This window comes from Streptomyces sp. NPDC054872 (assembly GCF_053610705.1).
In genome coordinates, this window is record NZ_JBSGYY010000003.1 from 358,491 (window position 1) to 372,448 (window position 13,958).

Below are 13,958 nucleotides of genomic sequence, written 5' to 3' on the forward strand. Positions count from 1 at the left end.
ACGCCAGTTGACCCGCGCCACGTATGTCCGCCCGTTCGCCCCTCGTGGACCACGAAGAAGTGGAAGCATCGCCATGCCCCAGAACACCCGCCGCCTGCTGCGCGGCATAGGTCTCGTCTGCGCCCTCGCCCTGGGGGCGACCTCCTGCGGCGGCTCCGACGACGACGGATCCGACCAGAAGCAGGTCTCGTCGGCGGACATCGAGGCGGCCCTGAAGAAGGGCGGCAAGGTCAAGGTGTGGGCGTGGGAGCCCACCCTGAAGAAGGTCGTCACCGACTTCGAGAAGGAACACCCCGCCGTCGACGTCGAGTTGGTGAACGCCGGCACCAACAAGGACCAGTACACAGCCCTGCAGAACGCCATCTCGGCGAAGAAGGGCGTCCCCGACGTCGCCCAGATCGAGTACTACGCGCTGGGCCAGTACGCCCTGACCAAGGACATCACCGACCTGACCCCCTACGGCGCGGACAAGCTCGCCAAGTCCTACTCACCGGGCCCCTGGAACGCGGTGAAGTCCGGCGACGGCGTCTACGGCCTGCCGATGGACTCCGGTCCCATGGCCCTCTTCTACAACAAGAAGGTCTTCGACAAGCACAAGATCAAGGTGCCGACGACCTGGGACGAGTACCTCCAGGCGGCCCGCAAGCTGCACAAGGCCGACCCGAAGGCGTACATCACCAGCGACACCGGCGAGGCGGGCCTCACCACCAGCTTGCTGTGGCAGGCCGGTTCGCGCCCTTACCAGGTCGACGGCACCAAGGTGGGCATCGACTTCTCCGACAAGGGCGCCCGCGCCTACACCGAGACCTGGCAGAAGCTCATCGACGAGAAGCTGCTCGCACCGGTCAACCCCTGGACCGACGAGTGGTACAAGTCCTTCGGTGACGGCACCATCGCATCCCTGCCCACCGGCGCCTGGATGCCCGCCAACTTCGCCTCCGGCGTGAAGGAGGCCGCCGGTGACTGGCGTGCGGCTCCCCTGCCGCAGTGGACCGCGGGCGACAAGGCGAGCGCCGAGAACGGCGGCAGTTCACTGGCCCTGCCGGAGCTCGGCAAGAACAAGGAACTCGCCTACGCCTTCGTCGAGTACGCCAACTCCGGCAAGGGCGTGCAGACCCGCATCAAGGAAGGCGCCTTCCCGGCGACCACCGAGGACCTGGAGTCCAAGGCGTTCCAGAACACCGAGTTCCCGTACTTCGGCGGCCAGAAGGCCAACAAGGTCTTCGCCGAGTCCGCGGCCAACGTCGCCGACGACTGGAAGTACCTGCCCTACCAGGTGTACGCCAACTCGATCTTCAACGACACCGCCGGCAAGGCCTACGTCTCCGGCACCCCTCTGTCCAAGGGCCTGAAGTCGTGGCAGGACGCCTCGGTCAAGTACGGCTCCGAACAGGGATTCAGCATCCAGAAGTGACGCGGCCCTGACCGCACCCCGTACATCACGATCGCCCGAGCAGCACACCGGAAGGACCACCATGCCCCCCACCCTCCCGTCCCGGCTCCTGCGCGGACCGGACGGTGACGCCACTGACCGTCTCGCGTACGGCGCCGACTACAACCCCGAGCAGTGGCCGCGCGCCGTCTGGGAGGAGGACGTCCGGCTGATGCGCGAGGCCGGCGTCAACATCGTCTCCGTGGGGATCTTCTCCTGGGCCCGTGTCCAACCGGCCGCGGACACCTGGGACTTCGCGTGGCTCGACGAGGTCATGGACCTGCTGCACGCGGGCGGCATCGGGGTCGACCTGGCCACCGCCACCGCGTCCCCGCCGCCCTGGCTCACCGCGGCGCACCCGGAGATCCTCCCGGTGACCGCCTCCGGTGAGACGGTGTGGCCGGGGGCGCGGCAGCACTGGCGGCCGACCTCTCCCGTCTTCCGGGAGCACGCGCTGCGCCTGGTGCGCGAGATGGCCACGCGCTACGCCGGTCACCCGGCCCTGGTGGCCTGGCACATCTCCAACGAGCTGGGCTGCCACAACATCCACGACTACTCCGACGACGCGGCCCGCGCCTTCCGCGACTGGCTGCGGACCCGCTACACCACCCTCGACGGCCTCAACCACGGCTGGGGCACGGCGTTCTGGGCGCAGCGCTACAGCGACTGGGAGCAGATCCTGCCGCCGCGGCTCGCGGCATCGCATCCGAACCCCACCCAGCAGCTGGACTTCAAGCGGTTCTCCTCGGACGCGCTCAAGGAGTATCTGCGCGCGGAGCGTGACGTACTGCGTGAGGTCACCCCGGACGTGCCCGTCACCACGAACTTCATGGTGATGGGCGGCACCAAGGGCATGGACTACGCCGACTGGGCAGGCGAGGTCGACTTCGTCTCGAACGACCACTACGTCGTGCCGGGACCGCAGGCCCGGGACGAGCTGTCCTTCTCCGCCAACCTCACCAGCTCCGTGGCGGGCCACCGTCCGTGGTTCCTCATGGAGCACTCCACCAGTGCCGTCAACTGGCAGCCCGTCAACCTGGCCAAGCGCCGGGGCGAACTGGCCCGCGACTCCCTGCTGCACGTCGCGCACGGCGCCGACGCGGTGTGCTTCTTCCAGTGGCGCCAGTCGGCCGCCGGAGCCGAGAAGTACCACTCGGCGATGGTGCCGCACGCCGGCGCCGACAGTGAGGTGTTCCGTGCGGTGACCGCTCTGGGGCAGACCCTGCAGGCGCTCACGCCCGTCGCGGGGACCGCGCGCGAACCGGCACGCGTGGCCGTCCTCTTCGACTGGGACTCGTGGTGGGCGAGCGAGCAGGACTCCCACCCCACCTCCCGTCTCGACTACCACCAGGAGGCGCTCGACTGGTACTCCGCGCTCCTCGCCCTCGGCATCCGCGCCGACGTCGTCACCACCCGCACCGACGTCACCTCGTACGACGTCCTGATCGCCCCCGTACTGCACGTGGTTCCGGAGGCGCTCGCCAAGGAGCTCACGCGTTACGTCGAGGGCGGCGGCCATCTGGTCACGACTTATTTCTCCGGCATCGTCGACGAGAACGACCACATCTGGCTCGGCGGTTACCCGGGGGCGCTGCGCGAACTGCTCGGCATTCGCGTCGAGGAGTTCGGGCCGCTGCTCGCCGATGACACGGTCACGCTGGACAACGCCACCACGGGCACGGTGTGGACCGACCGGATCACGGTCACCGGGCCGGAGGTCCAGGTGCTCGCCCGCTACCGCACCGGCGCCTACGCCGAGCGTCCCGCCGTCACCCGGCGCGCCGCGGGCCGCGGTTCGGCGGCGTACGTCTCCACCCGGCTCGGCGCGGACGGCCTCACCGTCCTGCTGCCGGAGCTGCTCGCCGCGGCCGGTGTCGAGAGCGAACTGCCAGCCCCCGCACGCGGGCGCGTCGAGCTGGCCGTGCGCCGCGGCGCCGGGAGCCGCTATCTGTTCCTGGTCAACCGGACCGACGAGACCGTGCCGCTGCCCGGCCTGACCGGCGAGGTCCTCGTCGGTCAGGCCCCTGAGGCCGCCGAGGACGGTCTCGCCCTGCCGCCCAGGGAAGTCGCCGTCCTGCGACAGCCCAGTCCCTGACACCCCCTCCTGTACAGCGCCACCCCGTCCACGGGGCGTGCCGTCCTGCCCTGACGCGGCACGGCACGCCCCCGAGCGCACCCGCGTTGGGAGCACACGTTGGCACTCCGTATCCGCACGAGAACCCGTACGAGGCGACTCATCGGTGTCGTCGGCACCACCGCCCTGGCCACCGGGGCGGCCCTGCTCACCGTGCCGTCGCAGACGGCCGCCGCGGCCTCCTCGGCCGTCACCGTCCGGCCCGACCCCTCCTATCAGCACGAGAAGTTCGAGGGCTGGGGCACGAGCCTGGTCTGGTTCGCGAACGCCACCGGCGACTATCCGAAGGAGATACGCGAGAAGCTGGCGCAGTTGCTCTTCGGTGACGACGGGCTCGGCCTCAACATCGCCCGCTACAACATCGGCGGCGGCAACGCGCCCGACGTCAAGGACTACCTGCGCCCCGGTGGCGCGGTCGAGGGCTGGTGGAAGGCACCGGCGGGCACCACGCGCGAGGACACCGACTGGTGGAGCGCCACGGACCCGGCCGACTGGAACCCGAAGGCCGACGCCACCCAACGCTGGTGGGTCGACCGGATCAAGGGCGACGTCGACCACTGGGAGACGTTCAGCAATTCGCCGCCCTGGTTCATGACCAGGAGCGGTTACGTCTCCGGTGGCTTCGACGCGAGCGAGGACCAGCTCAGGACCGAGTCGGTCGACGACTTCGCCTCCTACCTGGTGGGCGCGACCGAACGGCTCGAGAAGGCCCACGGCATCAGGGTCGACACCCTCGACCCGTTCAACGAACCCAACACCGACTACTGGGGAACCCGCCTGGGAGCGGACGGCGAGCCCGTCGGCGGCCGCCAGGAAGGGGCCCACATCGGTCCCGAGCTCCAGCAGAAGGTGATCAGCGCCCTCGACCCGGCGCTGAAGAAGTCCCGGAGCGGTACGGAGATCGCCGCCATGGACGAGACCAACCCCACCACGTTCACGCGGAACTGGAACTCCTACCCGCGCGAGGTCAGGGACGCCGTCGGCCAGATGAACGTCCACACCTACGGCACGGACGGCCGCACCAGCGTGCGCGACCTGGCCAAGGCCGAGGACAGGCCGCTGTGGATGAGCGAGGTCGAGGGCGACTGGGGTGACGGGCAGGACTTCGACGACATGCGGCCGGGCCTCGGCATGGCCCAGCGGATGGTCGACGACCTGCGCGAACTGGAGCCGAAGGCCTGGGTGTTCTGGCAGCCGGTCGAGGACTACGACAACATGAAGCCCGGCGGCGAATCCGCCAAGGGCGGCAACTGGGGCAGCATCCAGCTGCCGTTCAGCTGCACCTCGAAGGACACACTGGAGACCTGCCCGATCCGGACGAACACCAAGTTCGACACGGCCCGCAACTTCACGCACTTCATCAGGCCCGGCGACCGTCTTGTCAAGGTCGACGACACCTCCAGCGCCGCGGCCGTGTCCCGCAAGGGCGACGGGGCGACGGTCGTCCACGTCAACAGCTCGACCGACGCGCGTACGGTCACGGTCGACCTCTCCAAGTTCGGCCACGTGAGCGGCAAGGCCACCGTCACGCCCGTGGTGACCAGCGCCGAGGGCAAGCTCGAACGGCATGACGCCGTCGACGTCCGCGGCAAGAAGGCCACCTTCGAGGTGCCCGCGCAGTCTGTGACGTCCTTCCTCGTCAAGGGTGTCTCCGGAGTGGCGAAGGACGCCGCCCTGCTGCGGAAGAACCACACGTACGAACTGACCGGCGTCCAGAGCGGCAAGGAGCTCACGGTCGCCGACGACGGCACCGGTCTCGTCATCACGTCGGCGGCGGACACGGCGGACCGGCGCTGGCGGCTGCGGCAGATCAGCGGTGACACCGGCAACCAGCGGCGGTACGTCTTCACCAGCCCCGCCGAGGGGAAGCGGCTGGCCGTCCGTGACGGCGTCCCGGTGGTCGAGGCCGGCACCGGCCCCCGCGGCAAGGCCGCCCAGTGGATCATGTCCACGACCGGTGACGGCACATGGACCCTCGTCAACGCCGCCACGGGCAGACTCCTGGAGGTCGGCGGCCAGGCCACGCACGAGGGAGCGGCCGTCACGACGTGGACACCGAACTCCGGTGCGAACCAGCGGTGGCGGGTGACCGACGTGACCTGACCCAGTACGGCGCCTCACCAGCTCTCATTACGGAGCGCTACTGTTCGATATGCGCAGGGTTACTGCTCGTGCCACGCTGAAGAGGACCAATCCGCCCTCACCAGGAGTGAACACATGGGCAAGCAAAAGCGGTCCGCCGACCCGTCCCGTCAGGCCCCCGCCCGGCAGGAGCCCCCGCAGCGGGGCCGTCGCGACCAGGACCCCGCGCAGCCGGGCCAGCACCGTCAGCAGGAGCGTGAGCAGGGCGACGAGCGCGCCCAGCGACGCCAGGGCATGGACGACGACCTGGTCTGACACACGGACCGTGCATGGCCCCGAGGGGCGCACCCAAGCGCTTGGGTGCGCCCCTCGGCAGCGCGTGCGACGCGGTCGCCCGACCACTGAGATTCCGCGCCGGGGGTACTCGTCAGCGTCGTGACGAACACGTGTCGCGGCCCCGCCGTGGCGCCCTACCGGTCCCAGGAGCAGACATGACCACGCAGCACCGGACAGTCGACGAGTCGTACTGGATCGCGACCACACCCAGCACCGGATATCCGGCCCCCGAGGCGGATCTGTCGGCGGACGTCGCGGTCATCGGCGGCGGCATCGCCGGGCTCTGCACCGCCTGGGACCTGGTCCGCGCCGGTCTCGACGTCGTCGTCCTGGAGGCCGACCGGATCGCCGCGGGCGTGAGCGGCTACACCACGGCCAAACTGTCCGCCGCGCACGGCCTCATCTATGCCGGTCTCGAGGCGAAACACGGCGCCGACGACGCCCGGCTCTACGCGCTCTCGCAGCAGGAGGCGGTCGAGCGGACCGCGGCCCTCTGCGCCGAGCTGGACATCGACGCGGAGCTGGAACGCGCCCCCGCCTTCACCTACGCACAGGACCCCGCACGCGTCGACGAACTGCGGCGGGAGGCGGACGCGGCGCGCAAGGCCGGACTCGACGCGTCCTTCGTGACCGAGACGGAGCTGCCCTTCGAGGTCGCGGGCGCTGTCCGAGTGGACGGCCAACTGCAGTTCCACCCGAGGAAGTTCCTGCTGGGCCTTGCCGAGAACATCACCCGCGCCGGGGGTCGCGTCTTCGAGCGGGCCCGGGTCACCGCGCTGCACGACGGAGCCCGCTGCCGGCTCACCACGGAGTCCGGGATCACCGTCGACGCACGCGACACGGTCATCGCCACGCACTACCCGATCTTCGACCGCACCCTGCTCTTCACCCGGATCAAGCCCCGGCGCGAGCTGGTGATCGCGGCGCCCGTGCCGTCGGACGCGGCGCCCGAGGGCATGTACATCACGCCCGAGGGCGGGACCCGTTCACTGCGCAGCGCCCCCTACGACGACGGGCGCCGACTGCTCATCGTCACCGGGGAGTCGTTCACACCGGGCGCCGGCGACGTGCGCGACCGGTTCGACCGCCTTGACGCCTGGGCACGAGAACACCTTCCGCACTTCGCCGAGAAGGGCGAGGCCTACCGGTGGGCGGCGCAGGACAACGACTCCGCCGACCAGCTGCCGTACGTCGGCCACGCCCACCCCGGCACCCAGCACGTCTTCGTCGCCACCGGCTTCGGCGGCTGGGGCATGAGCAACGGCGTGATGGCGGGGCGGCTGCTCACCGCCCACATCGCGGGCGGGCCGCGACCGGCCTGGACCGAGCTGTACGACCCGCGGCGGCTGCCCCCGATGCGCGACGCCGGGCAACTCGCCTCCTATCAGGCCTCCGCAGCGAAACACTTCGTCGGCGACCGGCTGCACACCAGCCACGTCGACTCGCTGACCGACATCCCGCCCGGCAGCGGAGCCGTCGTACGCCTGCACGGCAAGCGGTGCGCGGTCTACCGCGACGAGAGCGGGAACGCCACCGCGGTCTCCGCACGCTGCACCCATCTGGGCTGCCTGGTGCAGTTCAACGACGCGGAGTGCGTATGGGAGTGTCCCTGCCACGGTTCGCGCTTCGCGACGGACGGCTCGGTCCTGCACGGCCCCGCCACCCGTCCCCTGGAGCCGCGCGAGACCCCGGACCCCCCGGCCTAGGAGAGGTGGTCGCCTTGGTGGCCGTGGACGGATTCACCGACCGGCTCGACTACCCGATGTACGTGGTGACGGCGGCGGGCGACGAGGCACCGGCCGGCTGTCTGGTCGGCTTCGCCTCGCAGTGCGCGTTGGAACCGCCGCGCTTCGTGGTGTGGCTGTCCCGGGCCAACCACACCTATCAGGTGGCCCGGGAGGCGGCGTTCCTCGGCGTGCATCTCCTCAGGCGCGATCAGCATCACCTGGGGCGGTTGTTCGGCGGCGAGTGCGGCAAGCGCGTCGACAAGTTCGCCCGGGTGCGGTGGGAGCCGCGCACGGGCGGGACTCCCGTGCTCACGGAGTCCTGTGCCTGGTGGGTCGGCCGGGTCGAGCGGCACGCCGACTGGGGAGATCACGTGGGCTTTCATCTCACCCCGGTGGAGGCGGGCGCGGACCCGCAGCCGCACGAGGAGCTGCTCCGCCTGAGCGACGTCGTCGACCTCTCCCCCGGCCATCCCGCATGACGCCGGGATCGCGCTCGGGCAGGACTATCCTGGAGCTTGTCAAGGACCAACGGCAGCCTGCGCCCTCAGCTGCTGGAGGCGGCCATGAAAGGCGAACACCCCGGCCGTCGCGGGCACCCGCCCCCGGAACCCGGCCTCCCGAGCCCCGGCCCGCACAACCGACCGCAGGCCGGCGCGTCCGCGCCGCACACACACCGGGCCCATCGCCTGCGCCATCTGCTCACCTACCTCTACACGCCGCTCTTCCTGGCCCTCGCCGTGCTCTTCGGGGTGTGGGCGACGCGTTCCCTCAGCGGCGAGCCTCCCAGCCCCTGGGCCTTGGCGGGCCTCGCGCTCCTCTTCGCGATCCTGGCTCTGCTGGCCCTGGCCGTCCTCACGGCCCTGCACCTCCGCCACCGGGACCACGACGGCCCACAGCACTGAACCAGGAAGGGAAGACATGGCCGGCCAGAAGACCGTGATGCGGGAACTGCTCAGGACGTCGGGACAGACGTACGCGGCGGAGGCGGGCATCAAGCCTGCCGACACCCCGCAGCCGCTGTATCGCACGCTCGTCCTGTCGTGCCTGCTCAGCGCCCGGATCCGGGCGTCCGTCGCGGTGGCGAGCACCCGCGCGCTGTACGAGGCGGGGATGCGCGGTCCGCGCCAGATGGCCGACGCCACCTGGCAGCAGCGGGTCGACGCCCTGGGTCGCGGCGGCTACCGGCGCTATGACGAACGGACCGCCACCCAGCTCGGCGACGGCGCCCGTCTCGTGCTCGACGCCTGGGGCGGGGACCTGCGCCGGATACGGGAAAGGGCCGATGGTGACGCGGCGGCCCTGAAACGGCAGCTTCGTGAGGTGCCGGGTCTCGGGCCCACCGGCGCGGACATCTTCCTGCGCGAGGTGCAGGACGTGTGGACCGAGTACGCGCCCCGCTTCGACGCCAAGGTGCTGCAGGGGGCCGAGCGCCTCGGGCTGCCCCGGGACACGTCCGCGCTGTTGCGGCTCGCGGGCGACGAGAAGCCGGGCGTGACCGCCGCGGCGCTCGTGCGGGCGGCCCTGGACCGGAAGCTCGCGCAGGCCACCCGCGACTCCTCCTGACGCGGCGCGTCACCCCGGCCCCGGAAGCCTCCTGAGGCTGTTCAGTCCTGACAGAGGCAGAAGGGGTGGCCCGCCGGGTCGGCGTAGACCCGCCAGCCCCGCTCGCCGCCCTGGTCGTCGAGGTCGAGCGGTGTCGCCCCCACCGCGAGCACCTCGTCGTGCGCCTTCTCCATGTCGGTGACGGTGAAGTCGAGGTGCAGCTGCTGCGAATCCGACTCCGCCTGCGGCCACTTGGGCGGGCGGTGGTCGGGTGCGCGCTGGAAGGAGATCCGGGCGCCGCCCGTGGCGTACAGGTCGTACCAGTCCTCGTCGTACTGCCGGATCTCACCGCCGAGCACCGCTTGGTAGAAGCGGGCCAACGGCTCGGGCTCGGGACAGTCCAGCGCAACCAGGGTGTAGGTCGCGATCGCCATGGACGGATCGCCTCCCGCGTCTCGATGTGCAGAGGGGGATCGGGTTCCCCGCCGTTTCACCGTAAACCCGCCGCTTGCCCGGTGCCTCTCACGGCGGCACGCGGCGCACCCAGGGAGCCCCCGTCGGCCCGCCGACGGGGGCTCCCGCGCTCAGCGGCTGTGGTCCTGCGCCTCCCGCTGCCGCGCGACCGCACGCCGGACCGCCGCGTCGATGGCGGGAAGCGACGCTTCCAGGTCGCTGAAGACGACGTACTCGACCGTCGCGACCGCGTGCAGCCCGCGGACGAGGAACGCGTACTCCCGGCCCTCCTCCAGGAGCAGCACGATCGGTTTCTCGAAGGCGCTGGCCCAGCCCATCTCTATGTGCGTGCCGGGAGAGGCGGGGAGCCCGGGGAAGGCCACGAACACGTCGGCCTTGCGGATCTCCTCCTGGTCGAGCGGGGTGCACTGGTCGGGGGACATCAGCTCCGCGCCCCACGCCTCACGGCGGTGCGCGTTGTGGACGGTGAACCCGTGCCCCTCGAAATGCTCGATCAGGGAGGCGAAGGGCGCCCGCGTCCCCGACGGCATCTCACCGGTGCCGGGGTCTAGCAGCTGGAGGAAGGGCCCCGCGAGGAACAGGGTGTTGACGCCGAGCTCACCGGCAAGCTCACGGGCGGGTGTCATCGTCATGCGGAGACCTCCTGGTCGGCGGCGATACGGGGCCATCGGGACAGCATCATGCGGCGGTACAGGGGCGGGAGTTCGTCGAGCAGCGCACGGTCCGTCCCCGCCCCGAAGGTCAGTTGACGGTGCAGCTCGAAGAGGCCGGCCACGTCCTGCCAGTAGCGGGGCAGGTCGAGGGCGCGCAGCGCGGCGGGGCCGAGCCGCAGCCGGTCGGTGCGCAGTTGTGCCTCGATCCGCAGCACGTCGCGCACGTGCGGCCAGTTGTCCCCGGCGGGCATCGTGGGGAACGGCTCCGGGTCCAGGTGGTCCGCGCCCTCCCGCAGGACGCGTTCCACGAGCGGGGCGTCACTGTCGTACACGTGCAGGGAGCCCACCTGGTGGACATAGCTCCCGACCTCGGCACCCAGCTGCCCGGCGAGCATCTCCAGGAGGAAGGTGAAGGAGAAGACGTCGCTCACCATGCCGCGGTAGGCGTCGTTGGCACGCATGTAGCCGACGGCGTGCAGCTTCCCCTCGCGGAGCATGAACTGCAGGGCGAGGGTGCACGCGACGTCGATGTTGCCCGGTTCGCGCAGCTCGCCCGGGTGGAAGATCTGCACGACGGCGCGTTTGCTGTCGGGGTCTTCCGCCAGTACGTCGATGACGCTGCGCCACTGGTCGAGGCCTGTCCCCCGGTAGTCGAATATCCGTGGCCCATAGGCGGTGCCGGTCAGTGTGGCGCCGTCGGACGAGTACTTGCGGATGCTCGGCGCGTAGTGGGCGACGAGCTCCAGGTCGGCCGAACCCGACAGGTACCAGAGGGCCTCGGCGAAGTTGAAGACCAGGTTGGACCGGCGCGCCGGCAGCCCGACATGCCGCTGGACGGGGCGGCGGACCAGGAATCCGGCGCCCAGTCGCTCACGGCTGGGAAAGCCGCGCGGGGCGTTGCGGAAGGGCGCGCCGAGGTAGGTGCTCCGCAACTCGCTCAGGTAGGCGTCCTCGACGGTTTCATAGGTGCTGTGCACGTGACCCCCCGTCAGTCCTTGTAGAAGCACTGGATGTACGCGTCACCCGAGGTGCCGTAGGTGTATTCGGTGGTGTCGTACGCGGTGTACGGGTGGCGCTCCACGCGGATGGTGCGGAAGTGCTTGACGTACTGCCACCGCAGCTCGGGCTTGGTGCTGAAGAAGGGGATGAAGACCCCGCCCGGGCGCAGCGCGCGGACGACCTCCGGCATGGCCTTGAGCCACAGCTCCTCGTTCTTCCACACCTCCATGTCGAGCGCGGGGTCGAAGAACATGCCGTCGATGCTCTCCGTCTCCAGCTCGAAGACCCGCTGGAAGAAGTCGCCCCGCTCGATGGCGAGCGTGCCGGGGAGTTCGGGGTGCTGCTCGCGGAAGAGGTCCTCGACCTCTCCGAAGAGTTCGAGGACGGTGTGGCTGCGGGTGGCGGGGTTCTCGGCGATGCGCAGGGCCGAGAGCCCGAGGCCGAGGCCCACCTCGTAGAAGTCCTTGCCGTGGCGGCAGAGCATGTCGGCGCTGGCCCACATCAGGTCGCGTTCCCAGGCCTGCATGGCCTGTTCGCCGCCGATGCTCAGGGTCACTTCGCCGTCCTGCTCGATGAGCTCGATCTCGGGTGCGGGGGTCTTCTTCATGACAACCGTCCTTCGTCGTGTTGGTGCCGTGGTGGTGGGGGCGCGTTTTCAGTCATGGCCCGGGACGACTCCGAAGTGCCGCCGGGCGGTCGAGACAGCGAGGTCCTGCACGGCGAAAACCGTGAAGTAGTAGGCCTGCGGGGCGGTGTCGGGTGCGAACCGCACCTTGAACACGACGTCCCTGGCACGGTCGTCGGAGCCCCGCACCTTGATCCGTTCCGGTTCCACGGTGGTGTCGTCGCGCAGATAGCTCGGCAGGAACAGGCCGAGCCGTACGGGACCGGGGCGCGCGGCGGTCAGCGAGGCGCGCACTTCGAGCACACCGCCCTGTTCCACCTCGTCGGCCGCGTAGGCGAGCAGTTGGGGCGCGTCGGGGACGCGGAAGGTGACGTCTCCGCAGCGCATGCACACCACGCAGAGGGTGTCGAGGATGTGCGGGAGCAGGCCTCGGCGGGCGAACTCCTGGGCGGGGCGGCCGCAGTGGCAGAGCACCTCGTGGACATCGGGGTCCAGTGAGCTGCGGTCGCCGAAGTGGGCGGGGTAGTTCATGATCTCGTTCTCGGGGTTCTCCGAGACCTGTCCGGCGATCACATGGTCGAGGGACTGCAGGTCCGCCGAGAGGGAGGAGCGGATCTCCTCGGGCGACTGGTCCGCGAGGTGGGTGGGCCGGGCCACCAGGAGGTCCACCTTCCGGGCGAGCTTGGCCAGGCGCGGGCGCAGTCCGTGGTTGTGCGGCAGCAGATCCGAGGTGAGCAGCGCCGAGAGCCGGCGGCCGACCGTGAGGACCAGCGGGTCGGGCGCGTGGTCGGAGGGCGGCGGCGGAGCCGGGGTGTCCTCCGGCTGCCCCGGCAGCCCGAAGCGCATGAACGCGGGGTACGGGTGCGAGCCCGCCAGGCTGGCGTTGAGGGTGTCCACGGAGTCCGCGCCGGTGGCGGCGGCGAGCATCCAGGCGACGTTCTCGGGCCGGTCGGAGTCGTGCACGGAGACGGCGGACACGATCGTGCGGGCGGGGCTGTCGAGGGCGTTGAGCAGGAGTTGGTACTTGGGGTCGTAGAGCGCGAGGTCGGCGAGCGGGCCGCTGTTGCAGGCGCTGAGGACCAGTTCCGCCGCCTCGACCTTGTTGAGCGGCACGAGCTTGTCCTCGGGTTTGTAGCAGGGCAGTCCGTAGGCGCAGCGGGGGGCCAGGACACCGGGCTCGGCGGGCGCGGTCTCGTTCAGGCCGCAGATGGTGAACTCGCCGAGGTTGATGCTGTCGTCCTTGCCGTGGCCCTGGAAGACGACGCGACGCCACCGGGTGCCGAGGATCTCGGCCTGGATGTCGTGCCGTTCGAAGTCCCGGTCGTCGAAGACCTCGACCCCGGGGAGCCGTGGCGGCCGGTCGGTGTCCGTGAACAGGCCGAGCGCTTCGAGGTCCGCGGGAATCCGGGCGTACTGCTTGGCGATGTTCCACGCCACCGACGCCCCGTCCCGGCCGCTCAGCAGGGACAGGCCCCGCCGGGCGTCGCGGTAGGTGGCGAGGAGCAGCGGGCGCACCGGATCGAGGTTGAGCCGGGCGTAGGTGCCCACAAGGAGGAGCGTGCCCGGGGGCCGGTCGTGGAAGTCGGCGAGGTCGTCCTCGGTGAGCCACTCGCGGGCTAGCGGGCGGGCAAGATCCACGACGGCGTCGGCCAGTTCGGCCGGGCCGAGGACGACGCCGAAGTCCAGGGGGGCCGGGCGACGCACACCGGAGTAGAGGCGCGAGGCCAGTGCCACGCTGTGGACCAGGTCGGCCCGGTCGTCGACCGGGACGGGGATCGGCGTCCGCTCGGGTGCGTCGAGGAACTCCCGTACGGCCGTGGCGAGATCGGCGTACTTCACCGGACCGAACAGCGCACTGTCGGGCTCTGGTCGCGACGGCTCGTGGCTCTGTCGGGAGACGGCGGATTTCATGAACTGTTACCTCGTGTTCTGACGCTGACCTGAGTCTTCTGAC

Annotated in this window: 13 protein-coding genes; 8 read left to right on the forward strand and 5 right to left on the reverse strand. The window is 70.5% G+C overall.

Annotation, left to right across the window (positions count from 1 at the left end; all coding sequences use genetic code 11):
- The first annotated feature begins 73 nt into the window (after nucleotides 1–73).
- The 8 genes from ACWGIH_RS05695 to ACWGIH_RS05730 all read left to right on the forward strand — a co-directional run bounded on the left by ACWGIH_RS05695 (nucleotide 74) and on the right by ACWGIH_RS05730 (nucleotide 9,274).
- Complete coding sequence (locus tag ACWGIH_RS05695; protein WP_453451278.1) at nucleotides 74–1,414, forward strand: ABC transporter substrate-binding protein; 1,341 nt, start codon at nucleotides 74–76, stop codon at nucleotides 1,412–1,414.
- A gap of 61 nt (nucleotides 1,415–1,475) precedes the next feature.
- Entirely contained in the window at nucleotides 1,476–3,527 is a 2,052-nt protein-coding gene (locus ACWGIH_RS05700) for a beta-galactosidase (protein ID WP_453451279.1), read from the forward strand.
- A 111-nt stretch (nucleotides 3,528–3,638) separates the two neighbouring features.
- Nucleotides 3,639–5,669 (forward strand): RICIN domain-containing protein, encoded by a 2,031-nt coding sequence (locus ACWGIH_RS05705; protein WP_453451303.1) that lies wholly within the window; start codon nucleotides 3,639–3,641, stop codon nucleotides 5,667–5,669.
- A gap of 114 nt (nucleotides 5,670–5,783) precedes the next feature.
- Nucleotides 5,784–5,963, forward strand: a complete 180-nt coding sequence (locus tag ACWGIH_RS05710) for a hypothetical protein (RefSeq protein WP_363206299.1) — start codon at nucleotides 5,784–5,786, stop codon at nucleotides 5,961–5,963.
- A 176-nt stretch (nucleotides 5,964–6,139) separates the two neighbouring features.
- Nucleotides 6,140–7,690: an FAD-dependent oxidoreductase gene (locus ACWGIH_RS05715; protein WP_453451280.1), complete on the forward strand. Its 1,551-nt coding sequence runs from the start codon at nucleotides 6,140–6,142 to the stop codon at nucleotides 7,688–7,690.
- A 14-nt stretch (nucleotides 7,691–7,704) separates the two neighbouring features.
- Entirely contained in the window at nucleotides 7,705–8,190 is a 486-nt protein-coding gene (locus ACWGIH_RS05720; protein WP_453451304.1) for a flavin reductase family protein, read from the forward strand.
- 84 nt (nucleotides 8,191–8,274) lie between these two features.
- The gene (locus tag ACWGIH_RS05725; protein WP_453451281.1) at nucleotides 8,275–8,613 is read left to right on the forward strand and encodes a hypothetical protein; all 339 of its coding nucleotides are present in this window, start codon (nucleotides 8,275–8,277) and stop codon (nucleotides 8,611–8,613) included.
- Nucleotides 8,614–8,629: 16 nt separating this feature from the next.
- Complete coding sequence (locus tag ACWGIH_RS05730; protein ID WP_453451282.1) at nucleotides 8,630–9,274, forward strand: endonuclease; 645 nt, start codon at nucleotides 8,630–8,632, stop codon at nucleotides 9,272–9,274.
- A gap of 41 nt (nucleotides 9,275–9,315) precedes the next feature.
- Here the strand turns inward: ACWGIH_RS05730 and ACWGIH_RS05735 are convergent, their stop codons facing one another.
- The 5 genes from ACWGIH_RS05735 to ACWGIH_RS05755 all read right to left on the reverse strand — a co-directional run bounded on the left by ACWGIH_RS05735 (nucleotide 9,316) and on the right by ACWGIH_RS05755 (nucleotide 13,915).
- Nucleotides 9,316–9,687 carry a VOC family protein gene (locus ACWGIH_RS05735; RefSeq protein ID WP_451209609.1) on the reverse strand — a complete coding sequence of 124 codons (372 nt, stop codon included), beginning with the start codon at nucleotides 9,685–9,687 and terminating at the stop codon, nucleotides 9,316–9,318.
- Between the two features lie 150 nt (nucleotides 9,688–9,837).
- Nucleotides 9,838–10,359, reverse strand: coding sequence for a nucleoside 2-deoxyribosyltransferase (locus ACWGIH_RS05740; RefSeq protein ID WP_453451283.1), 522 nt, complete (start codon nucleotides 10,357–10,359; stop codon nucleotides 9,838–9,840).
- Nucleotides 10,356–11,357, reverse strand: a complete 1,002-nt coding sequence (locus ACWGIH_RS05745) for a thymidylate synthase (RefSeq protein ID WP_453451284.1) — start codon at nucleotides 11,355–11,357, stop codon at nucleotides 10,356–10,358. Before ACWGIH_RS05745 ends, ACWGIH_RS05740 begins: the two co-directional genes overlap by 4 nt.
- A gap of 11 nt (nucleotides 11,358–11,368) precedes the next feature.
- Nucleotides 11,369–11,986 carry a class I SAM-dependent methyltransferase gene (locus ACWGIH_RS05750; RefSeq protein WP_453451285.1) on the reverse strand — a complete coding sequence of 206 codons (618 nt, stop codon included), beginning with the start codon at nucleotides 11,984–11,986 and terminating at the stop codon, nucleotides 11,369–11,371.
- A gap of 48 nt (nucleotides 11,987–12,034) precedes the next feature.
- Complete coding sequence (locus tag ACWGIH_RS05755; protein WP_453451286.1) at nucleotides 12,035–13,915, reverse strand: hypothetical protein; 1,881 nt, start codon at nucleotides 13,913–13,915, stop codon at nucleotides 12,035–12,037.
- Nucleotides 13,916–13,958: the final 43 nt, after the last annotated feature.